The following is a 22,290-nucleotide window of genomic DNA, read 5'->3' on the forward strand; positions in this document are numbered from 1 at the left end:
GCCGCACCGCCACTCGCGCTCGTTCCGCCGCTCGCACTCGTCCCGCCGCTCGCGCTCGACCCGCCGCTCGCGCTCGACCCACCGCTCGAGCTCGCCCCGCCGGTGGCGTCCTCGATCTCGTTGTCCTTGCAGTCGCTGAGCCCGACCAGCAATAGAACCAACCAAGCCCCCTGCAGAACACTACCCGCTCGCGACCTCATCGAGCGAAGTATGGGGGACGCCAGGCGATCGGTAAAGCCGCGGCCCTGCCGCTGACGCCGCCAACCGCTCGACCAGCGGTCTTTTGTTCGAGGCCTCGCCGCGAGTCGGCGCTCAGCTGCAGTTCGCTGCGCCGCAATAAGTCCAGCACGCTTCGGTGTCACCCGCGGAGCAAGCCTTGGCCGCGCGCTCGTCGTTGTCCTTCAGCTGTTGCATGTAGGCGTCGTCGTCGGAGTCGTCGGCTCCGGCCTTCGCTTTCATTGAATCGCCGCCCTTCTTGCCGTAGCCCACGCCCCAGTCCGAGCCATCGCACTCCGGCCCCGCTCCCAGGGCAACGTGCATGGGCTTGTCCTTGGTCGGTGGCCAGTTGACGAACAAGGACGCGCGGTCCTTCTCGCGGCAGATCCGGATCTTGGGGTAGTGCCCCTTCTTGAGTCGAATCACGAAGGAAGCGTATTTCCCGGCCACGATCTTCTCGTAGTAGTCGACGTTGATTTGACCGAAGTCTTCCTTCTTCTCGTACCCGATCACCTTGCCCGTGCAGTAGATGTTCAGCCACTCGCGCAGCACGAACATGCTGCAGCGCTTGCCGCGCGAGTTCGCGCCCTGGGTGTTCACGGCCACCCCCTGATTCCACTCGGCGCCCTGCGGGGGATTCGACTTCTCGCTCGGGATCTCCGGCACGTCGCCGACCTTGAAGCTGGGCGGTTTGCCGACGGCCGGCGTGGCGGTGGCGCCGGGTGGCGCTGCGGTCGCGCCCGTGGCCTCAGGGGTGGCGGTGGTCGTCGGTTTTGTGTCGCCCTCGTTGCCCTTCTTGCAGGCAAGCAGTGCCAGGGTGAGCACGAGGGTCATCATCAGTGCGCCGCGTTGCATCGATCGTCCGTCCTTCCCCCGCTGAGGCGAGCGTAGGGCGCCACAATACCAAAGCTCGAGCGCCCGCGGTCCGATTCCTCAGTCGCCACCACCCGGAGCGAGCAGTCCTTTCAGGAGATCACCCGAGTCCGAGTCACCCGAGCCCGGCCCGAGCAGCTTCAAGAGCAACTTCATGGCCACATCGACCTCGGGGCCCATCTGTTTCGCAGCCTCTTCACCGATCCAACCGGCGAGCAACGTCCGGATGTTGGCGGTCCCCAGGTCCTCGTCGCCATGCGCCTCGTCGAGCCAACGCTTGCACAGCTCCCGCACCCGGGCCTCGTGTTCACCCTTGGCCAGCTCGTCGAAGAGCCCCCGCGGAGGTGCGTTCTTGAAGCGATTGCGTGCGACGTAGGCCCGCATCGCTTCGCGAAATCCCTCGTCGCCGACCTGCTTGGCGAGCTCGCGGAACAAGAATGGACCCTTGCCGTACACCAGGCCCGCGTAAGCAACCTCACCCTTGAACGCCTCGACCGGACGATCGACGGCGCCGTCGTCGATCCCGAGCAGACGCATGGTGTGATAGTTGGCGAGGATCTCGCGCTCGGCCTCTTGCTTCGCGCGCTCGGCCCCGTAGCGGTCCTTCACGTACAGCACCGCACTCCACTGCGCCAGCGACTCGTCCAGGAACGGGTGGTCTCGACTGTCGCTGCCGACGAGCCCGGGCCACCACTGGTGCGCGACCTCGTGCGCGGTCACGAACTCGAGCATCGAGTCCGTCATCTGTTTCATGCCTGCGCTGTTTCCGCCCCCCAGCAGCCCCGCCAGCATTCCCATCGGACCCTCGGAGAAGGCAGGGCGATACAGCATGCTCGCCACGGTCACCATGCCGCTGAACTCGACGCCGCCGGCCCCGCCGACGAGCGGCGCCTCGACGACATCCAGATCGACGTAGGGGTATCGACCAAACAGCTTTTCGTAGCTGCCGAGTGACGCCGCCGCCGCGTCCAGCACCTTCTCGCCTGCCTCTTTGTCAGCCACCAGGTAGTGGGATCGCACCTCGACGCCGCCGACTTTTCGAGACGCGGACTCGAAGCGCGCGCTGAGCATCAGGGCAAAGTCTCGCACCAAGGCCGCCACGACCCGCGTCTGCCGCTGCGGCGCGCCCGCCGCGCCGGTCGACACGTCACTCCCGACTGTCACCCCCGAGCTGACGACCTTCACGTCACTGGGCGCCGTCACCTTCGCGCGCACGTGGCTCAGCCCGTCCGCGCCCAGATCACCCAGCGTGGATTGATCCTTCTTCTGCCAGTGCCCGTCGCGGAAGCGACCCAGCACCGCGTAGAAACTCGCGAGCGAGGCGATCTCGTCACCCCGGGCGAGCAGCCCATAGTCTCCTGCTCCCTTCCCGCTCTTCAGGCGCTCCAGCGACTCCAGCCCCTGAGCGAGCATCGAAGTGCGACCGGGCTCGATCAACCGAAGCTCGGCCGAGAGCTTCAGCGCGACCTTCACGCGCTCGCCGGGCGCGAGGGGTTTTTCGAGCTTGGCGACGATGACACTCGGGGTCTCCGCGCTCAGCGTGCACTTCGGGCCGTCCGCGCACGAGCCGCTGAGGAAACTCACCGGCGGTTTGTCACCGACCGCGTTGGCGTACACGCGCAGCACAATTTCGTCCAGCGCACGGCCGAGTCCGTTCGTGTAATGCAGCGTCTCGGTCACCTCGACCTTGGCCAGATCGCCCGGGAGCGCGATCTCGAGCTCGTACAACGGCAGGTCGTTGAGCGCCTTGACTCCGGCGCTGGCCGCAGCCCCCGCTCGCTCTTCACTGCGGAGCGCCACCGCCAGGGGCTCGGCGTCGTACCAGGTCTTCGCCGGCGGCGTCGTCGTGCGCCGACAGCCAACCACCAGGGCGAGCGTGAGCACGACCCCCGCGAGGCGCAAAAATGAGCGTATCGCCAGCATGGCCGTCGAGCGTAGCTCACTCCCCGGATCGGCGCCCTCGTCGCCTGCCCGGCCCCCCCCACGCCCGGTTGCGCCGCTCAGTTCTCGGCAGCCATCACCGGCGACCGGCGACAGAACGCCTGCCACGAGCGCTCGATGCGCTCGAAATCGATGCCCTTGCGCTGAAAGCGATTGCGCGTGAGATCGAGCAGCGTCGTCGCCATCCGCTCCTCGTTGGCATAACGCGCGGCACCGTAGTCCAAGACCAGGTCCACCGAGCTCTTGATGCTCTCCGGAACCTCGTCGAGGTTGTAGTTGTTGCCGGTGCCCGAAGTGTTCGCGCTGGACCCGACGACCAGCTTGCCGTCCTGGTGCGCGAGCAGCGCCACCGCGCGGATCAGGTCTCCGGCGCCGTGAAAGGTCGCGATGGTGTCGCCCTGCGTGGACTGTGAGAGCACGTAGGGCTCGAAGCTGCGCAAGAGCCGCGACTTGGGGTTGAGTCGAGTGATGATCGCGAGCGGGGACTGGAGCAGTGTCTCGGCGACCCAAGCGCGAAGCTCGGGAGCGAGCGGCAACGACACGTCGTCGAAGATGGGCCAGGTCGCGACCGTGACGCAGGGTTTCGACGCCGGGCGCCCCTTGAGCTCGTAGATCCGCGCCACCGCGCGCTCTTTCATCGCAACCAGCCCGTAGCCGATGTTGGTCGGCAAGAGCGCGGTGCCGCCTTCGAGCAGGAGGGAATAAACACGTCGAGAATCAGCAGCGATGTCGAATGAGGTCATGGTTGGTCATCCCTTCGGTCCCCCGGGTTTGGCGAGTCCGGGGACAGCACGCGGCACGAACCGACGCCCCCTCCCCAAACTCGTGCCCCGCACTAGTTCGGTTTGAAATTGGGTACTCGAAAAAAAGTACGTATCTCGTTCCACTGAACGTACATACAGCTACACTGACACGCGCCCCGGGAATGGGTAACCTTGGTGGCTCGGCCTGCGTCGAGGCAGCATGAGCGAGGACCAGCGCAACCCAAGCAGCCCGGCGGACCCCTTGGGTCTTGGCCCCGCGTGGAGCGCCCTCGCCGAACACAGTAACGACTTCGTCGGATTGATGGATGAACGCGGCGTTGCGCTGTTCATGAACCGCAGCGTGCGTGACGCTCCCGGCGAAGCGGTCGAAGGCAAACTGCTCGAGGAGTTCTTGTCGCCCGAGCGCGCCAAGCAGATCCGCGAAATGATTGCGCAGACCCGGCGCACCGGCCGCATCAGCGTCAATGATCGGCTGCGGGTCATCACCCTCGATGGCCGGGAGCGCTGGTTCGTCGAGAAGTGTGTGCCGCTCCAGACGGGCGACGGCCACGAGCTCTTCATGTTGGTGCGAACCGAGACCACCGACGTGCTGCGAGCCGAAGCCGCGCTCAGGGCCTCCGAAAACCGGTACCTGGTGCTGTTCGAGTCACACCCGGATGCCGTGCTCGTCTACGACCCGACGAGCTTGAGGTTCTTGGCCGTCAACTCCGCGGCCGCCAACCTCTACGGTTGGTCGCGCGAAGAGCTCTTGACCCTGTCCTACGCCGACCTTCACCCGGAAGAGGACTCCCCGGAGCTGCTGGATCTGATCGCAGCAATCAGCCGCGAACCCGAGCGCCAGCGCCAGCGCCTGTGCCGTCAGAAGAAGCGCGGCGGCGAGGTCTTTCGCTCGGAGGTCATCGACAATCCGATCGAGCTCGACGGCCGGCGGGTGCGCATCGCCGCACACCGCGACGTGACCGAGCGCGAGCGCCTCGAAAACCAGCTGCGCCACGCACAGAAGATGGAAGCCATCGGCATGTTCGCCGGCGGGGTGGCCCACGATTTCAACAACCTCTTGGGCATCATCGCGGGTTTCACCGAGGCCGCCCGGGAGTCGCTTCGCCCGGGCTCCGAGGCCGCCGAGGATCTGGCCAACGTGCTCGAGGCCTCGGCGCGCGGCGGAGAACTGACCAAGAAGCTGCTGGTCTTCTCCCGAAAGGAGCTGTTCCGCTTCGAGCAGCTCGATCTGTCGGTGGTCACCCGAGAGTTCAGCGCCATGCTGACCCGAATCGTCGGCGAGGACGTGACCCTCGCAGTCGAGGCGCCGGCAGAAGCGCTGCCAGTGCTGGCCGACCGCACTCAGCTCGAACAGATCATCTTGAACCTGGCAACGAACGCGCGGCAGGCCATGCCGAACGGGGGCAAGCTTCGCATCTCCACGTGCGAGCTGGTCGTCGATGCCGCGTACATTGCGCAACACCCTTGGGCCAGCCCCGGGCACGTGGCCGAGCTGTGTGTGATGGACAGCGGCGTCGGCATGGATGCCTCGACCCTCGCCCGCTCTTTCGAGCCATTTTTCACCACCAAGCGCGACGGCACGGGCCTTGGGCTCGCCGTCGTGCACGGCATCGTCAAACAACACTCGGGTGCGATCGGCGTCGAGAGTGTCTCCGGACAGGGCACCACGGTGCGGGTCCAGTTCCCGTTGGCAACCACGCGGGCGCCCCAGGTCACGCTCCCGCCGCGCCGCGCCGCCAGTCGCGGCACGGAGCGTCTGCTCGTCGCGGAGGACGAGCCGCTCTTGCGTCTGTCGGCCGAGCGCAGTCTGAGCCGGCTCGGTTACAGGGTCATCAGCACCGGCGATGGCGAAGAGGCGGTGGACGCCTTCGAGCGCACACCGGACGACTTCGATCTGGTGGTGCTCGACGTCGTGATGCCGCGGCTCGGCGGGCGCGAGGCCCTGGACCGCATGCGTTCCCGGCGGCCGAACCTGAAGGTGCTGTTCGTCACCGGCTACGCCCCGGAGTCGACGGGCATATCGGAGGCGCTGACGGATCCCGAGCTGGATCTGCTCCGGAAACCCTTCACCTCGAGCGAGCTGGCCGAGCGGGTTCGCGCTGTGCTCGAGCGACGCTGACGCGGCCGCTGGGTCACTCTTTCTGGGCCGCGGTCGCGTCGTTCGGGGCGGCGGGTTTCGCTGCCGCCGCGCCGGGATCCTTGACCTCGACCTTCGGCTTCGTCTCGTCCTGTTTGATGCTGTAACGGACCAGCGCGCGCACCGCCTTGTTCCGGTCCACGTTGCCGAGCACCATCTTGATGTCTTCGTAGACACTGGGATCGACGAGCAGCGCACCAACGGTGCCCTTGCCAGCCCGGACTCCCGCGACGATCTGGCGCAGATCGCGGCTCATGGCGTTGATGTTGCCCATCAGCTCCTGGGACTTGTCGTCGCCGTAGATCAGGCTCTTGGCGGGGCCATTGCCCTCGCGAATGCCCTTGAGGGTGAGCGCAAGCTCGTCCGCCGCGTTCCCGAAGGATGCGACCGTCTTGGTCGGCGCGTCGCCGTAGAGCACGTCGTGCGCAAAACCAGGACCGGTCTGCACGCGCCCCACGATGGCGTTCACGCCGCGCAAGGTCTGGTTCAGCTCCACGGTCGCCTTCTCCATGTTGGAGAGCGTACGCGAGAGGCGCTCTGCCTCGGCCGGGTCTTTCAGCAGCTTGGCGGCGTACCCGTTGCCCTCGTCCAGCGACTTCAAGATGTTGTTGAGCGAGCGAACGGAGCCCTGCACGTCGCTGGTGAACTTCTCTTCGCTCATCGCGCCGGTGGTCTTCTCCAGGTTACCCATCACGGTCTCGGCCTTGGCGCTGATGTTGCCGATCTGGCCCATCATCTCTCCGATATCCTTGGCCGGTTTGGTGGGCACGACGCCCCCCGGCGGGATGCGCTCGGTGCCTGGCGAGCCGGCCTTGAGGGTGATCATCTTGTCGCCGAGCAGACCCTTGTTGTCGATCGTGACGAAGCTGTCGCCACGAATGCGGCGCGCCTCGCGCTTGACCACGGTGAAGCCGACGTAGAGCTTGAGATCGTCCGGGTCATCGGAGTAACGCACGTCGGTGACGGCGCCGACGTCGAAGCCACCCATGCGCACGGTCGAGCCGCGCTTCAGCCCCTGGACGTCCTCGAAGATCGCGCTGTAGCTCTCCTTGCGCTCGAAGGCCTGGCGCTCGTCGCCAATCAGGAAAATGACGAGGCCGAAGACGAACATGCCCACCAGCACGAAGACGCCGACCTTGATTTCGCGCTTGAGGGCCATGACACGTGCGCGCGCGGCGCCTGGGGCCGAGCACGCGGTCAGCCAAGTCTAGTACCGGGTTCGGGACTCGGAAAGGGTCGGCGAACAAACCACCGAACCCCGGGCCGGCCAGCTCATCAACCCGAGCTGAGGAGGGCCTCGACCGACTCCCTCACCGGGGCGCGTCCCTCGATGAAGTCGTGGACTCGCGGATCGGTCGACTCGCGGAACTCGTCCACCGGGCCCTGACAGATGATGGCGCCCGAGTGCACCATGGCCATGCGATCACTGACGGTGAACGCGCTCTTCATGTCGTGGGTCACGACGATGCTGGTGAAATGGAGCTTCTCCTGCAGACCCATGATCATGTGGTTGACGCGCGCGGTGTTGATCGGGTCGAGCCCGGTCGTCGGCTCGTCGTAGAGCACGACCTCCGGCTGAACGGCGATGGCACGCGCGAGGCCGACACGTTTCCGCATGCCGCCGGAGAGATCGGCGGGGCGCATCTCTTCTACCCCGGGCAGCCCCACCAGGCCGAGCGCCCATTGCACGCGATCCTTGATCTCGGACTTGCTCAGCTTGTGGCGAAAATGCTCCTCGAGTCCGTAGGCGACGTTCTCGCCCACGTTGATCGAGTCGAAGAGTGCGCCGCTCTGGAAGAGCATGGCGATGCGCTGCCGCACCTGCGATAGCTCGTCCTCACTCAGCTTGGTGATTTCGAGCCCGTCGAAGCTGATGCTGCCGCGGTCCGGGACCAGGAGCCCGATCAGCATCTTGAGCATGACACTCTTGCCGACGCCCGACCCGCCGACGATGGTGATCACCTCTCCACGGTACACATCCAGGTCCAGACCCCGGTAGACGACCTTGGAGCCAAAGGCCTTGCGCACACCGCGAAATGAGATGAGCGGCTGGATCTCGTTGATGACGGGCTGCACGGCGACGACAGCGTAGCGCCGAGCCAGCGGCCCGTCAGCCGTGGCATGCTCTGGGCCGCAATGATCGGGCGAGCTGCTCAGTTCTGGTTCGTACGGCGACCTTTGGGTGACGTTCGGCTTCTGTCCTTGGCCCTCGCCTGCTGCGCGCTCGGCTGCGCCGATGACGCCTACGTGCCGATCGTGGCGGCGGAGACCTGGCCCGAAGCCGACGCGCTGTTCAGGAGTGATCCCCGCTGGCTCGGCGGCGACGGCGCGCTCTCGATCGCGCTGGGGGGTGACCGGGTGCTGTGGTTGTTCGGCGACAGCTTCGTGGCAAAGGGAGCGATCAGCGATCGCTCCGACTCCGAGCTGGTGCGTAACAGCATCGCGATCCAGACCGGGTTGGACCCCTTGAGCGCGAGCTTGAAGTACTACGTTCCCACCGACAGCGACGGCTCGCCGGGGGCGTTCTTCGCCAACCAGGGTGACGAGTGGCACTGGCCCGGGCACGGCGTACGTCTCGGGAGCGGGCCGCTGATCGTGTTCCTGGCGGCGCTACGAGCGACGAGCGAGGGGCTCGGTTTTGCCGAAGCTGGTTATCGCGTCGTGAAGATCGACGACCCGGAGGTCGATCCGTTGGCCTGGAAACTGACCTGGTTCGACGGGCCGAAACTGGCGGCGGATCCGGGCGCAACACTCGGCACTGCGGTCCTCCGCGATGGCGGCTACGTCTACGCAGCGGCGAGCGGGCGTGGCTCGCTGCACACGGGTTACATCGCGCGCCTCGCTGAGGCGGAGCTGGCCGCCGGGCAGCTGGACCCGGAGTGGTGGGGCGGTGGCGCGCGGGGCTGGCGAACCGCCAAACAGCTCAGTGGCGAACCACCCACCGAGGTCATGAACGACATTGGCTCCGAGTGTTCGCTGCACTTCGAGCCCCGCGTCGCCTCCTACCTGCACGTGGCCAGCCGCGGCTTCGGCTCGACGACCATCGCCGTGCGCGCCTCACACGGAGTGACGGGTACGTGGTCACCACCGGAAGACGTGTTCACGCCGCCCGAATCCCGAGGTGCGGCGCCATTCGTGTACGCCGCCAAGGCCCACCCCGAGCTCACCACCGGCAACAACGACGAGCTCGTCGTGACCTACGCGACGAACTCGTTCGAGTTCAGCGATCTGTTCACACAAGAGGGGCAGAACGAGCTGTATTGGCCGCGTTTCGTCCGGCTCACGCTGGCGCGCTGAAGCTCAACCAGAGAGCACTTCTTCAACTCGCATCTCGACCGCGTCACCCCCGCGCCACGCATCACGACGCAGCCGGCCAAGCACGACGACTCGCCCGCTGAGCGCAGCCGCCCGCGAGCCCATGCTCACGCCGAACCCGCCCATGCGCTGTGAGCCCTCGAGCTCGAGCTCGAGCTTCAGGTGCCCGCCCTTGACCTCGCGAGCCGCGAGCACGTCCGCCTCCACCGCGACGCGCGGCGCTGGATTGGCCTGGCCGCACGGCTCGAGGCGCGCAACGTCGGCGAGCACCTGCGCGGGTCGGTCACCCGAGTGAAGCCAGACGGTGTCGGCGGCCTGGTCCTCCGCGGGCAGCGCGGGCGCGCTAGCGCAGGCCGTTTCGAAACCATCACGCAAGGCCTCGAGGCGATCGATACGAACCTCGACACCCGCCGCGGCCTGATGACCGCCGAAGCGCTCGAGCACGTCGCCGACCTGGCTGAGCGCATCGTGAAGCCGTGAGCCTTTGGGTCCGCGCACCGAGCCACGCCCATGCCCACCCGCCTCGAACCCGATGGCGATCACCGGCTTGCCATACCGCGATGCGATGCGACCCGCGACGATGCCGACGATGCCGTGGCTCCAACCCTCTCGACCGATGACGATGGCGGCACGCTCGTGATACCCGGCCTCTTCGATCTCGCGCACCGCCTCGGTGATCATCTTGTCCTGGATGCTGCGCCGCTCGGTGCTCAGGCGTTCGATCTCGGCTCCGATCGCGCGCGCGTCTTCGTGACTCGTGGCCAGCAAGAGGTCGAGGGCAAGGTCCGGCTTGCCGAGACGACCGGGTGCGTTGATCCGCGGCGCGATGCGGAAAGCCACGTCTTCCGCCGACAACGCATGAGTCGCATCGAAGCGGGCTAGCTCGAGGAGTACCCGCACGCCCGGTCGTTTGCCCTCGGCAAGTGTGCGCAGACCTGCGCGCACGAGCGCGCGGTTGTCTCCGTCGAGGGGTGCAACGTCGGCGATGGTGCCAATGGCAACCAGATCGAGCCAAGCGCGGAGATCCAAGGTTTGTCCCAGGCGCGCTCGCACGGCGGCGCCGATGCTGAGCACGAGCCCGCACGACGCCAGGCCCTTGTACGGGAAGCCACACTCCGGCCGGTGAGGATTGAGGAACGCGAGCGCCGGCAAGGGTTCGTCCGGCACCAGGTGGTGATCGATGACGATGATGTCGAGCCCGCGGCTTCGCACGTCGGCGAGCGTCACATGATCGGAGGAACCACAGTCGCAGGTGACCAGGAGCCTTGCGCCGCTGTCGGTAATGCGCTGGACCGCAGCGGCCGAGACGCCGTAGCCGCCGTCGAAGCGGCTGGCGAGCAGGGTCACGACGGTGCCGCCGAGCGCCCGGATGATGCCGGTCAAGATGGCGGCCGAGGTGATGCCGTCGCAGTCGTAGTCACCGAAGACCGCAATGGGTTCGCGCTCTCGAATCGCGAACGCAATCCGCTCGGCTGCCGCGTCGCGATCCGCCATCGCGTCCGGGGGTGTCAGGTGTGAGAGCTTCGGCTCCATGAAGCGCGCTAGCTCGACCGGATCGGTCAAGCCTCGGCGCTGCATCAGGTCGGCGATGGTGACCGAGAGCCCGGCCGCACGCGCGAGGGCCAATGCTTCAGCGGACGCAGGTGCTGGCAGCAGGGGGCCGACGATGGACTTGTTCTCAGCGACGGCGGGGCTCTGCATGGGCGACGTGGCTTATGGAACACACCGATCCGCTTGCGTCAACGCGAGCTTTCGGGAGCCTCGCCCTCGGTTTGAAAGCCAGCTAGGGTTTGGGGCGTGAGACTCGTGATCCTGATGGCTCACCTCGAGTGAGCCGCCGAGCGGAGTCCGGTGGCGTTGAAGAAGGAAGAGGACGATCTCGCGGCGACGATCGCCATGGCCATGCCCGGCCAAGCGGAGCGCGCGTTGCCGTCCGACCCGGGGGCGACGCCGCCTCCACCACCGCTCGTCGCCGGTCGTTATCGAATCGTCGGATTGCTCGGGCGCGGGGGCATGGGTTCGGTGTATCGCGCGCACGACACCGAGCTCGACGAAAACGTCGTGCTGAAGATGTTGTCCGACGAGCTGGTCGGCAGCCCCACCTTGATCGAGCGCTTCCGTCGCGAAGTGAAGCTGGCGCGAAGGGTGACCCACGAGAACGTCGCGCGCGTGTTCGACATCGGGGAGCACGAGGGTGTGCCCTTCCTCACGATGGAGTTCATCGAGGGCGAGTCTCTGGCCGACTTGCTGGTCCGCACCGGGCGTCTGCCCGTGGCCAAGACGCTCGAGCTCGCGCGCGCGGTGTGCACCGGTCTCGCCGCCGCCCACCGGGCCGGGGTCATCCATCGCGACCTGAAGCCCGACAACATCATGCTCTCGCGCGAGGGCCGCGTGCTCATCACCGATTTCGGAATCGCGAGGGATCCCGTGGCGTCTCGCGGCGGCGCCACGCTCGGCATCGTCGTCGGAACGCCCGCGTACATGGCACCGGAGCAGGTCGAGGCCCGAGCGGAGATCGACGCACGCGCGGATATCTACGCACTCGGCGCCATGCTGTTCGAGCTCGTCACGGGTGAGGTGCCGTGGCAGGGAAGCTCCCCAATGGCCGTCGCGGCGGCGCGTCTGTATGCGCCGCCGCCCAGCGCGTCGGCTCTTCACCGGGAAGTCCCTGCCCAGCTCTCCGCCGTGATCGAACGCTGCATGGCACGCGAGCCCGCCGCGCGTTACGCCAGCGCGGACGAGGTCAGAGACGCACTCGCGGGGGCCAGCCCGACCTTGATGGAGGGTGCGAGCCCGAGTTTGCCCCCCATCGCGCGGGCGCCGGCGGCGCAGTCGAAGACGGTGGCCGTCCTTCCGTTCCGCAATCTCGGACCGAAGGACGAAGACTACGTCGCCGAGGGCTTGACGGAGGATCTGATCGACACCCTCAGCATGACGGCAGGACTGCGCGTCAGACCGCGCGGCGCCGTGATCGGTTACGCGGCGGAGTCACGGGACCCCCGCGAGATCGGGCGCGAGCTCGGGGTCGAGGTCGTCGTCGAGGGCTCGCTGCGCCGCACGCCGAACCTGGTGCGCTTGAGCGCGCGATTGATCAGCGTGGAGGACGGCTTTCAGATCTGGGCTCAGCGCTTCGATCGACCCGCGGCGGATCTGTTGGTGGTGAGCGACGAAACGGCGCGCGCAGTGGTGGAGGCGCTGACCCTGCACAACGTTGGTCGCCAGCGCGTCGCGCCGGCCGATCCCGTTGCCGTCGACCTCTACCTCAAGGCCCGTGCCCTGCTCAGGAAGCTCTGGCCAGGCTACGTGCTCGAAGCGGCGAAGCTCTTCCGGAAGGCGCACGAGCTCGCACCTGGCGATGCGCGCATCTTGGCGGGCTATGCCCGTGCGTGTTCGCGCTTGTGGTTTTTTGGTGCGGGAGGCATCGAACAAGTGGCGAGCGAGGCCCGTTCCGTCTCGGAGCGCGCACTCGCAGCGGCCCCGGACGATGCCGAGGTGCTGCTCTCGAGAGCGGCGGTCTTGCTCATGGACTCTGAACCACGCGCCGCCGCCGAGCTCGCCGAACGCGCGCTCCGCTTGGCACCCGAGAGCCCGGATGCCTTGGAGCTGTACGGTCGCCTGTTGTTGGAAGCAGGACAACCCGAGCGGGCCATTGGCGTGCTCGAACGAGCGCGAGCGCTGGAGCCGAGTCTGCCGAGTGCCAACGACGACTTCGTCCGCGCGCTTGCGCTCATTGGTCAGTACCAGCGTGTGCTCGAAGAGCTCGATGCGCCAATTGCCACGGAGCTGGCACACTCCCGCGCGGTGCTGCGGCTTCGGCTCGCGCTCTGGAGCCCATTGATTGCCGCGTCGGCGGCGAGTGTCCGTATCCCGGACGAATATGATCCGCAGTCAGCTTGGCAGGTGGTGCGCAGCATCCAAACCTTGTTGGCCGGTGGCGCCGACTCGCCGGCGCTGACGGCGTTCCGGCGCTTCGTGGAGAGCCCTGGCAAGAACGCCCGCTTCGAGACGATGATGAACCAACTCGCCGCGGAGATGCTGGCGCACTTCGGCGACATCGACGGCGCGCGTGGGCACCTCGACCGAGCCGTGGCCGCCGGTCTGATCGACCTCGCGTGGCTCGACCTGTGCCCGGTGCTTGCGCCGTTGCGCGATGACCCTCGCTTCCTCGACGCGCGAGCCATCGTGGCCGAGCGTGCGAAGCAGGTGCTCGACGCCCTCGGGGTTTGAGGGTCGCGCAGGCAGTAGAACTCTCGGGCTATCCAGACTAACCTGGTCGAAGCGTCGATCAGGTGCGCGGCTACTCTCGCTGCGAGTGAGCATCAGGCAGCAGAACGTCCGGGGCATCGGCGGGCTGCGCTGACTCGCGATGCTCGAGCTGATAGGGTCGAGTCGTGCTGAACCCACCTGTCTCATCCCGATACGCGGTGCTGCTCTGCGTGGTGTGCATCGCTTGTGGCCAGCCTCCGTCAGCCTCACCGCCCGAGAGCCCAACGCCGGCGACACCAGCGACGGCTGCGCCTGACACGAACAGCGAGCCGAAAGGCGACCCTGCCGACGCGGCAACCTCACCACTAGCAGAGCTGGTGATCGAGCAAGCCGACGCCGGTGTCGGCCGAACACTCCTCAGCGCGCAGGTCGACAATTGCAGGTTGAGCTTGAGCATCGAAAAAGCGCGCATGGACTGGCGCGCGGAGGCGAGCTCGGCAGAACACAAACCCACGTGTGTCGTGCTCGCGCCGGCGCTGAAGTCCGCGTGGGTCGCGCTTTCCGAGCGAGCCCGCCGCGACGCGCCGTTTCCGGAAAAGCTGGGGCTGGGCATCGATTTTCGAGCGGACGAGGCGAGCGTCGAGGCTTGGTTCCGTCATCAGGCGGAGACCCCCGAGCTGCAGAAGGCGACCGCTGGGCAGGGCGAGGCGGCGTACTACAAGAAGCTGGCCCGCCACATGAAAGAGTCCGACGCGCTGACGCGGTTTGCGGAGCTGCTCGGCGCCATGGGACTGGTCATCCACGACGTCTCCGTCGAAAAGGTCGAGGTGCTCTCACTCGAGCAGTGGAAGGCTGAGCTGCCTGCGAGCGCAGGCTGGAACGTCCCCGCCGCAAAGCGACTCGCGTTGCCGAATGGGACCTTCCTCCAGCTTCGCCCGAAGTGAGCTCGCTCCCCGGCGTCAGTAACACTTGCCCGGATCGTAGTCCGGCGAACACTCGCACACACACACGGTCTTTTCGCCATCGGTGCCGTCGGCGCAATCCGGGGTGACGATCACGGAAGCGTGCCCAGACTTCTGGTCCGGTCCCACGCTGGTGACCTCGAGCTCGATTCGCAGCACGCGTTGGTAGAAACCCGGTGGCTGCTCGATGGGGCACACCGGAAGGTGGACGATGGCCCCACGCGAATCGATGGCAGGCTCGACGAACGCGGGATCGGCGGCGCTCGGAACGACGCTGCCCGCCCGTCGTTCCGCGAACAACAGAGCGCCGGAGTCGGCTTCGAAGAACTGCGCCCCGATCTGCATCTCGGGCCCGCTGATGCCGCGCACGCGAGCGCTGACGAACGCCCACTGGCCGCCCTGCGGGGCCTGCCGGATGGGCAGAGGTCCGCCATCGATCAGCAAACGAATGGGCTCGTCGAGCGAGTGGTACCAGCCGGGCTGCACCTCGACGGGTGAGCTTCCGCTGCCGGACGAAGCTCGAGACTCCTGGGAGCCACAGGCTGCAAGCAGGAGCGGGAGCAAGGCCAGCGCCAGACCCGGTGGCGCGCCACGTTGAACCACGAGGCTCAGCCTAGTCGACCGAGGGCGCTGCGCCAGCGTTAGAGCGCGGCGTTCAGCCGCTCGCCGGATAGAGTTTTGCGATCCCCGCGATGTCTTTCGCGTTGAGCACGCTGCGATTGGCGGTGATGATCCCGCCATCTTTCTTGACGATGGTGGCTTTGCCGTTCTTGCTGAACGAGTAGGAGTCGTAGTGCATGATCGAGCCGTAGTTGTACGGCCCGAGATCGACGCCGCCGAAGCCTTGCTGGACGTAGGTCTGGAAGTTGTACGCCATGCCGTCGCGCACGTTCTTCCAGCGAATGTCCACGTACTGGTTGCGGTCGGCGCGAGACTGCTCGTGCCACAGACCAACGCTGTGACCAATCTCGTGCACCACTGCGCCAGTCCCGCACATCGAAGCGAGCTTCACCCACTGCCGACCGCCGGTTCGCCCGAGCTGGGCCGCACAACCGGGGCCCTTGGTGAAGAACACGTAGTCAGCCTGGTCGGTGCGTTTCACGAAGCGGACGTTGGTCTTCGCCTCCCAGTGTTCGATGGCGGCGCGCACACGGTTCTTGGCGGGTAGGTTCGGGTCGATGGTGTACGGCACCCGTCCATTCGGCCAGCGGTACTCCTTCTTCACCGCGGCTATCGGTTGCTGAATCGAGTCGAGCGGAGCGTTCGGGTCGTCCAGCGGGATGAGCTGCTCCGGCCCGAGCAGGATGTCGCCGTCCAGAATCCGATCGTCACCCACCTGTTCGAACTCGACCACCGCGGGGTGTTCGGGGTCCGACACCAGTAACCCGCTGCGGAGCACTCCGGTCTCGTCAGGGTGTGCGAGCAGGAGCTCGTCCATGGGCTCGGGCCGCGCCGTCGCCGCACAACCGAGAACGAGGAACGTGAGCAGGAGCGAGCGCATGTGCGAAGACTCAGCAATATCGATGCCCGCGAATCGACTCGGTCCAGACCCAGCAATCTCGCGGAATTTGCCCTGCGACGACCACGGACGCCAAGCACGGGTTGGCCGCGCTGAGAAGCGGGGCGCGCAATTGGGAACACCCACCGGCCTGGCCTCGAGCAGGTCGCCGTAGTCCCCCCGGCGCGCAGGCGATTCGCGCGGGCGCGATGCGAACCAGGACGCTCGATCGCCGCGCGACAAGTTTGTCATGCCGCAGAAACCAAGGCCCCCACGGGCGACGCAGATCCAACGTGAATAATTCATCGTCGAGTGTGTGGCTCGTGGATTGCATTTGGCTTCCACGCCGTGAGCGGGACAACACATCAGGCACAAGATCGACGTTTGAGCCCGAAAATCCTGCGGCTGTCGCTGCTGGCGATCCCCGCCCTCGTCGCCGCAGTGGCACACTGCGCCGCCAGTGATGCGAACGAGAGCAGCAGCGACGGAAAAGGCGGGGCTGACAGCGGGGTGTGCATCGGCGCAGCCTGCGGTGGTTCGGGAGGCTCCGGCGGCGGGTCCCTGGGCGGCGCGGCAGGCAGCGGCCCACCTCCGGAACAAGAGCTCGAGAGCTCGTTCCGCTCCCCGGTGGCCACGGGAAACTACGTGTGGGCTGCGAATCCCGAGAGCGGGAGGGTTGCGCTGATCAACGCCACGACCCTCGAGGTCGTGACCGTCGAAGCCGGCAACGGCCCAACCCACCTGGCCGCGCTCACCGATCCCAACCAACCGGATGCAGCACGCGCCATCGTGCTCAACGTGAAGAGCCACGACGCCACCGTGCTCGTCGCCGACGCGCAGGGGAAGGTCACGACGAGCACGGCCGAGGTACACGAAGACGCCAACGCCTGGGCCGTCAGCTCGAAGGGCCGCTACGCCATCGCATGGACCGATGCGGTACAGATCCCGAACGCCGATCCAACCCAGGGTTTCCAGGACGTGACGGTGCTCGATCTGGCTGGAAAAGAGCCCAAGTCCACCCGCCTGAGCGTCGGGTATCGCCCGACTCGGGTGTTCATTGCGGCCAACGAAAAGCGTGCGTTCGTGATCACGGAACCGGGGATCTCCGTGATCGAGCTCGACGAAGGTCTCGGGCCCTACGTGAGCAAGGATCTGCCGGTCACCGACAACCCGCTCGACAACCCCGCGTCACGCGATGTCTCGGTCACCCCCGACGGTGCCTACGCACTGGTGCGGCGCGACGGCAGCTCGGAGGTGTCAATCGTCGCTCTCGCCGACGGCAAGCGCGTCAGCGTGCTGCTCTCCGGACCAGTCACGGATCTCGATCTCACCGACGATGGCAAGCGCGCCATCGCGATAGTGCGGGAGCCGGGCGGCGCTGCGGTGGGCGACGCGGGGACCGGCGACGCTGGCGCGGACGCGACCGATGACGACGCCGCCAGCGATGCCGCAGCCGACGACGGAAGCGACACCGGCCTCGCGGAGGCGGGTGTCGACGACGCCGCCAGCGACGCGGGCACCATCCCCGACGCGCCACCACCGCCACCGAAGAACTCCGACGTTGCGCTCTTGCCGATCCCCGGCATCTTCACCAAACCCGCCGAGTTCGATCAGGTGACGATCACGGGCGAGTCGGTGGGCAGCGTGGTAGTCAGCGCGAGCGGCGGCGTGGCGCTGCTCTACACCAACGCAACGCCGAACGATCACCTGACGCTGCTGACGACCGCGGCGGGCTCTGGTTACCTGAAACACCGCACCGTTGCGCTGAAAGCCCCGGTGAAAGCCGTGTTTTCTGCGACCGACGGCTCCCACGCCATTGCGCTGCTCTCGCCGACCGCGGGTAGCAGCAAGGCCGGTGCGTTCAGCGTCATTCCGGTGTCCGCCGAGCTGCCACCGAAGATCCAGGGCACCGACGCACCACCCGTCGGCGTGGCGATGCTCAGCGCTACGACCTCGCGCGCGCTGGTCACCGTGCGCGACGACACCAAGAAGATTTTCTTCACCTATCTCGTGCGCATGCCCGAGCTCCAGGTCGATCCCTTCAAGCTCGCGAGCCCGCCCCTCGCAACCGGCATCGTGAAGTCAGCCAACGCGGGCTACATCGCCCAGGAGCACCCGGAAGGTCGCATTACGTTCGTGACCCTCGCCGATGGCAAGGCACGCACCCTCACCGGCTTCGAACTCGGTGCCAAGGTCGTGGACGGGAGCAAATGATGAGAAGCGCGCGCTCACTCGCTGCGTTCGTCGTGATTGGCGGAGCCTTCGCGGCGTTCCTGCTCAACTGCGGCGGCAGCGATGACAGCGGCAGCGCCGGCGCACCTGCAGGGGGCGCAGGCGGAACCTCGTCGGCGGGAGCCGGCGGCGCCGGTAATGCGAACAGCGGAACGGGCGGCGGGACCTCCGTCGATGGCGGCACTCCTCCTCCGCCGGAGCAGGAGCTCGAGAGCTCGTTCCGCTCACCGGTCGCCACGGGCAAGTTCGTGTGGGCGGCGAACCCCGACAGCGGGCGCGTCGCGCTGGTCGACGCCAAGACCTACGACGTGAGGATCGCCGAGGCCGGCAACGGCCCCACCTTCCTTGCGGCGGTCCCCAACCCGAAGAATCCGGCAGAAAACGCCGCCATCGTGCTCAACGTGAAGAGCCACGACGCCACGCTGTTCCGCGTCGCCGAGGACGGCACGTTCTCGCAGAAGAACCTGAAGACTCACACCGGGGCCAACGCCTGGGCCCTCAGCCCCGGCGGTCACTGGGCCATCGCCTGGACCGACGCGAGTCAGCTCGAAAACCCCGATCCGACCGACGGCTTCCAGGACGTGACGGTCATCGACCTGACGCTCGGCAAGGAGAGCGCCACCATCCTGAACGTGGGGTACCGCCCCACGCGCATTGGTTTTGCAAAGAGTGAAGCGCGGGCCTTCGCGGTGACGGAGCCGGGGGTGTCGGTGCTCGAGCTGAGCGAGTCCGCGCCAAAAATCAGCGCGCTCATTCAGGTCACCGACAACCCGCTCGAGAACCCCGCCTCGCGCGACGTGACCATCACACCGGACGGCAGTCTGGCCCTCGTGCGACGCGATGGCAGCAGCGCCGTCTCTTTTGTGTCCCTCGACAGCGGCACACGAAACGACGTCACTCTCTCGGGCAACGTCACGGATCTCGATCTCAGCGAGGACGGCCTGCGTGCCGTCGCGGTGGTGCGCGACAACTCCGAGGTCTTCGTACTGCCCGTTCCGGGTGCAGCCACCGACCCGAAGCTCATCGACTCGAAGGTGGTCAGCGGGGAGTTCTTCGGCAGCGTCGCCCTCTCGAGTGATGCCAGCGTGGCGCTGCTCTACACCAACGCCATCGACAGCGATCACCTGTCGATCATGCAACTCGGCCCCGGCCCGGACTACCTGACCCACCGGACCGTCGCGCTCAAAGCCCCGGTCAGCGCGGTCTTTCCAGCGGCGGACGCGCTGCACGCCATCGTGTTGCAGAAGACCCTGGCCGGAAGCACCAAGGCCGGCGCGTTCAGCGTGGTCTCCACCGCGGCGCAGCTGTCGCCGAAGATCTTGGGCACCGACGCGCCACCGAACGCGGTCGCCATTCAGCCGGGCCCGAAGAGTGAACACGCGCTGGTCAGCATCCGCGACGACCAGAAGAAGGTGTTCGGCGCCTATCGCATCAAGCTCGCGACGCTCCAGGTCGACTACGTGAAGCTGGCGAGCCCGCCGCTCTCCACGGGTGTGGTCGGCGCCGCCAACAAAGGTTTCATCGCCCAGCTGCACCCCGAGGGCCGCATCACCTTCGTCGACTTCGGCACCGGAGAGGTCCGCACCCTCACCGGTTTCGAGCTCGGAGCGAAGGTCGTCGAGTGAGAGGAACAGAGATGAAACGACTCACCTTCAGCGTAGTGCTCCTGGTCGGGCTCGCAGGTTGTGGCGATCGCCCCGCCGAGTGGGACGACCGCGCCAAGCTCCCGCTCCAGAGCGCAGGGCTCACCGGCTCGGTCGCCGTCGTCGATGCATCGCTCGACCGGGTGCTGATGTTCACGGCATCGTCGGATCGATCCCTTTCTTCTACGCCGCTCCGCGTCGGCAAGAACATCGTCGCCACGGAGGTCTCCAGGGACCAAGCCTCGTTCTTCGTGCTCTCGGCGGGAGTGCAGCCGCGGCTGAACCCCGACGACGAACGCCCCACCCTCACCGTCATCGACGCCGGAACCGAGCCCAAGGTCAACGCGCGCTACACCCTGACGGATCCACTGCGAGGCATTGCCATCGACCCACAAGGGGAGTGGGCCGTCGTCTACGACGCCGGCGGCATCGTCGTGAACCCGAACGAGCTGATCTTCGTCAAGCTCGGTGACGCGGGGGCCGAGCCCGTCTCCAAGACCCTGCGCAGCTTCGGCGGACGGCCCGAACGTCTGACCTTCACCAGTGAGCTGACGCTCCCCAACGGCGCGCCGCGGCGGTTCTTGATCGTGGAGACGGGCCAGGACGTCTCGCTGGTCGATCTGGCCGATCTGGCGCGGGACGAGGTCACGCTGATCTTGCCGAAGACCGCCACCGGCGCGACCGGCAAACCCCTCGAGGTCGCGTTCCACGATGGGGCTGTCGACGACCCGACGGACGCGCGCATCGCCGTGCGCCTGGCCAATGATCCCAACGTCATGCTGGTCGATCTCGCAGCGCCGGCGGCGGGCAGCGACAAACCCTTCAAGGCGACCATCAACGTCGCGCACGTGGGTGGCGTGCCGAGCAGCATCGCGTTCGTGCAGACGGACGGAGGTCTGCGACTCGCGGCCCTGGTTCCCTCGATCAAGGGTGCGACGCTGATCGATCCCGCGACCACGTCTCCCGAGACCGTCGACTTTCCCAAGCCGTTCTCGCGCATCACCCGGGTGACCGACGACGTGTCCGACAAACCCGCCAAGAGCGACGTCGCGCTACTCTGGAGTGACTCGGCGACGGGCATCGCTTTCTGGTCGCTGGGCAAGACCAGCGGCACTCCGTTCCGCAGCGTCGACGACTACGACATCGGCATCAGCGTCTCGAACGTCCGCAGCGTGCCCGGCGACAAGTACTCCCACCTCAAGGTGCTGCAGAGCACGAGCGCCGCAGAGTTTTATGTGCTCGATCTCGACAAACGCCAGAGCTTCCCGATGTTGACCAACGCTTCGGGATTCCAGCTCAGTGTCTCTCCGGACGGAGAACGAGCTTGGGCGCTGCGTCCCGGCACACCGGATTTTGCCAGCATCGATTTCGCGAACCTGCATCCGACCTCGATCCAAATCGAGCGGGACGTGAGCGCTGTCTACGACATCGCGCGCAGGGACGGCGGGCGCGCGGCCATCGCGCTCAACGTGAACGAAAAGGCCGGCGTCGTTGCCCTCGGCGCCACGGTGCTCGATGGCCTCGACCCGGACACGGCCAAGTCGAAATTCTTTCCGGGGCTTCTCATGGGAGGGCTGCCGAAATGATGCGCTCGTCGATCACCACTCTGACCTGTTCCTTCGTGGTTGCGCTGGCGACTTCGGCCCACGCGCAGGTCCCAGCTCCCCCTGCCGCCGCAGCGGAAGAAGCTCCGCCCGCCGCCGCTCCCGCCCCCGAGACTGCACCTGCTACCGCAGCGGCGCCCGCGCCCGCGGCCGCTCCGGCTCCCGCTCCCGCCCCCGCTCCCTACAACCCGTGGATGGCGGCTCCACCGGGAGCCACCGCGGCACCCGCGACGCCTGCCGTCGACAGCGAACCCAAGGAGCCGATGCCGCCTGCAGGTCCCCCGGCGTGGCAAGCCTGGGTCGGCGTGCGCAACTCGTTCATCACCAGCAAGGGCTTCGACCCGTTCGCGACGAACGACGTGTTCACGCTGGGCAGCGTTGGTGTGTCCCGCAGCCTGTACCTGTCGAAACCGCTCTCGTTCGCGGCAGCCATGACCTTCGACTTTGGAGCCAAGCGCGCCGACGTGCGTGGAGAGGCGACGGCGCTCGAGTCGTATCGCCTGACGGCGGGTCCAGAGGCGCGGTATCACTTCTTGCCCGAGCTCTACGCGTTCGTGCGGCCGACCGCCGGGGTGCAGCGCAACGTCGCGACGCTGGAGGAAGGCTCGACCGGAACCACGCTGACCGCGCGCGCGTGGGTGCTTGCCATCGACGGCAGCGCCGGCGCGGCCTGGTCGTTCTGGGACATGCGCAGCAAGAAGACCGACCTGATGTTCTGGCTGGTCGCCGATGGCGGCTACGGTTTCACGCAGTCCAGCGACCTCGTGCTCGAGCCCGACGCCGGCTCGGGCGCCCCGGCCAGGACGGCAGCGCTCGATCTGGGTGAGGTGTCGCTGAGCGGACCGTTCGTGCGGCTGGCGTTGGCTGGGACATTCTGAAGGCGAGCGTCAGTCACAGTT

Annotated in this window: 16 protein-coding genes; 8 read left to right on the top strand and 8 right to left on the bottom strand. The window is 66.9% G+C overall.

Translation table 11 applies throughout. The features are described from left to right. Positions 1-312 precede the first annotated feature (312 nt). The 3 genes from IPI67_33575 to IPI67_33585 form a co-directional block, all read right to left on the bottom strand. Positions 313-1,071, bottom strand: coding sequence for a hypothetical protein (locus tag IPI67_33575; protein ID MBK7585107.1), 759 nt, complete (start codon positions 1,069-1,071; stop codon positions 313-315). Between the two features lie 78 nt (positions 1,072-1,149). Beyond that, positions 1,150-3,012, bottom strand: a complete 1,863-nt coding sequence (locus tag IPI67_33580; protein MBK7585108.1) for a M1 family metallopeptidase — start codon at positions 3,010-3,012, stop codon at positions 1,150-1,152. Between the two features lie 77 nt (positions 3,013-3,089). Beyond that, a complete protein-coding gene (locus IPI67_33585) occupies positions 3,090-3,773 on the bottom strand; it encodes a Sua5/YciO/YrdC/YwlC family protein (GenBank protein ID MBK7585109.1) in 684 nt (227 codons plus the stop codon). A 220-nt stretch (positions 3,774-3,993) separates the two neighbouring features. Between IPI67_33585 and IPI67_33590 the strand changes: the two genes are divergently transcribed. Continuing rightward, positions 3,994-5,913 (top strand): PAS domain S-box protein, encoded by a 1,920-nt coding sequence (locus tag IPI67_33590; protein ID MBK7585110.1) that lies wholly within the window; start codon positions 3,994-3,996, stop codon positions 5,911-5,913. Positions 5,914-5,926: 13 nt separating this feature from the next. On the opposite strand, the gene IPI67_33595 is transcribed toward IPI67_33590, so the two are convergent. Continuing rightward, entirely contained in the window at positions 5,927-7,090 is a 1,164-nt protein-coding gene (locus IPI67_33595; GenBank protein ID MBK7585111.1) for an MCE family protein, read from the bottom strand. Between the two features lie 116 nt (positions 7,091-7,206). Next, complete coding sequence (locus IPI67_33600; protein ID MBK7585112.1) at positions 7,207-7,986, bottom strand: ABC transporter ATP-binding protein; 780 nt, start codon at positions 7,984-7,986, stop codon at positions 7,207-7,209. Positions 7,987-8,067: 81 nt separating this feature from the next. Between IPI67_33600 and IPI67_33605 the strand changes: the two genes are divergently transcribed. Continuing rightward, positions 8,068-9,228, top strand: a complete 1,161-nt coding sequence (locus IPI67_33605) for a DUF4185 domain-containing protein (GenBank protein ID MBK7585113.1) — start codon at positions 8,068-8,070, stop codon at positions 9,226-9,228. Between the two features lie 3 nt (positions 9,229-9,231). Here the strand turns inward: IPI67_33605 and recJ are convergent, their stop codons facing one another. Beyond that, complete coding sequence (gene recJ / locus IPI67_33610) at positions 9,232-10,947, bottom strand: single-stranded-DNA-specific exonuclease RecJ (protein MBK7585114.1); 1,716 nt, start codon at positions 10,945-10,947, stop codon at positions 9,232-9,234. A gap of 150 nt (positions 10,948-11,097) precedes the next feature. On the opposite strand from recJ, the gene IPI67_33615 reads away from it, so the two are divergent. After that, positions 11,098-13,473, top strand: coding sequence for a protein kinase (locus tag IPI67_33615; protein MBK7585115.1), 2,376 nt, complete (start codon positions 11,098-11,100; stop codon positions 13,471-13,473). Between the two features lie 164 nt (positions 13,474-13,637). Beyond that, a complete protein-coding gene (locus IPI67_33620) occupies positions 13,638-14,396 on the top strand; it encodes a hypothetical protein (GenBank protein MBK7585116.1) in 759 nt (252 codons plus the stop codon). A gap of 15 nt (positions 14,397-14,411) precedes the next feature. Here the strand turns inward: IPI67_33620 and IPI67_33625 are convergent, their stop codons facing one another. Together IPI67_33625 and IPI67_33630 are read right to left on the bottom strand one after the other, a co-directional pair. Then, positions 14,412-15,017, bottom strand: a complete 606-nt coding sequence (locus tag IPI67_33625) for a hypothetical protein (GenBank protein MBK7585117.1) — start codon at positions 15,015-15,017, stop codon at positions 14,412-14,414. A 52-nt stretch (positions 15,018-15,069) separates the two neighbouring features. Next, positions 15,070-15,915, bottom strand: coding sequence for a M12 family metallopeptidase (locus IPI67_33630; protein ID MBK7585118.1), 846 nt, complete (start codon positions 15,913-15,915; stop codon positions 15,070-15,072). 381 nt (positions 15,916-16,296) lie between these two features. Here IPI67_33630 and IPI67_33635 point away from each other — a divergent pair, with 381 nt between their 5' ends. The 4 genes from IPI67_33635 to IPI67_33650 are packed head-to-tail and all read left to right on the top strand — an operon-like array spanning position 16,297 to position 22,269. Continuing rightward, positions 16,297-18,126: a hypothetical protein gene (locus tag IPI67_33635; protein ID MBK7585119.1), complete on the top strand. Its 1,830-nt coding sequence runs from the start codon at positions 16,297-16,299 to the stop codon at positions 18,124-18,126. Further along, positions 18,126-19,769: a hypothetical protein gene (locus tag IPI67_33640; protein ID MBK7585120.1), complete on the top strand. Its 1,644-nt coding sequence runs from the start codon at positions 18,126-18,128 to the stop codon at positions 19,767-19,769. The genes IPI67_33635 and IPI67_33640 overlap by 1 nt, the downstream gene beginning before the upstream one ends. Before the next feature lie 11 nt (positions 19,770-19,780). Beyond that, positions 19,781-21,373, top strand: coding sequence for a hypothetical protein (locus IPI67_33645; protein MBK7585121.1), 1,593 nt, complete (start codon positions 19,781-19,783; stop codon positions 21,371-21,373). Continuing rightward, complete coding sequence (locus IPI67_33650) at positions 21,370-22,269, top strand: hypothetical protein (protein ID MBK7585122.1); 900 nt, start codon at positions 21,370-21,372, stop codon at positions 22,267-22,269. Before IPI67_33645 ends, IPI67_33650 begins: the two co-directional genes overlap by 4 nt. Positions 22,270-22,290: the final 21 nt, after the last annotated feature.

Source organism: Myxococcales bacterium, from assembly GCA_016706225.1.
Taxonomy (GTDB): Bacteria; Myxococcota_A; Polyangia; order Polyangiales; family Polyangiaceae; genus JADJKB01.

Excerpts from the sequence above, each read along its gene's own strand:
- IPI67_33585 (MBK7585109.1), bottom strand. The coding sequence starts at position 3,773 with ATGACCTCATTCGACATCGCTGCTGATTCTCGACGTGTTTATTCCCTC.
- IPI67_33590 (MBK7585110.1), top strand. The coding sequence starts at position 3,994 with ATGAGCGAGGACCAGCGCAACCCAAGCAGCCCGGCGGACCCCTTGGGT.
- IPI67_33575 (MBK7585107.1), bottom strand. The coding sequence starts at position 1,071 with ATGCAACGCGGCGCACTGATGATGACCCTCGTGCTCACCCTGGCACTG.
- IPI67_33605 (MBK7585113.1), top strand. The coding sequence starts at position 8,068 with ATGATCGGGCGAGCTGCTCAGTTCTGGTTCGTACGGCGACCTTTGGGT.
- IPI67_33630 (MBK7585118.1), bottom strand. The coding sequence starts at position 15,915 with ATGCGCTCGCTCCTGCTCACGTTCCTCGTTCTCGGTTGTGCGGCGACG.
- recJ (MBK7585114.1), bottom strand. The coding sequence starts at position 10,947 with ATGCAGAGCCCCGCCGTCGCTGAGAACAAGTCCATCGTCGGCCCCCTG.
- IPI67_33640 (MBK7585120.1), top strand. The coding sequence starts at position 18,126 with ATGAGAAGCGCGCGCTCACTCGCTGCGTTCGTCGTGATTGGCGGAGCC.
- IPI67_33650 (MBK7585122.1), top strand. The coding sequence starts at position 21,370 with ATGATGCGCTCGTCGATCACCACTCTGACCTGTTCCTTCGTGGTTGCG.
- IPI67_33645 (MBK7585121.1), top strand. The coding sequence starts at position 19,781 with ATGAAACGACTCACCTTCAGCGTAGTGCTCCTGGTCGGGCTCGCAGGT.
- IPI67_33580 (MBK7585108.1), bottom strand. The coding sequence starts at position 3,012 with ATGCTGGCGATACGCTCATTTTTGCGCCTCGCGGGGGTCGTGCTCACG.
- IPI67_33595 (MBK7585111.1), bottom strand. The coding sequence starts at position 7,090 with ATGGCCCTCAAGCGCGAAATCAAGGTCGGCGTCTTCGTGCTGGTGGGC.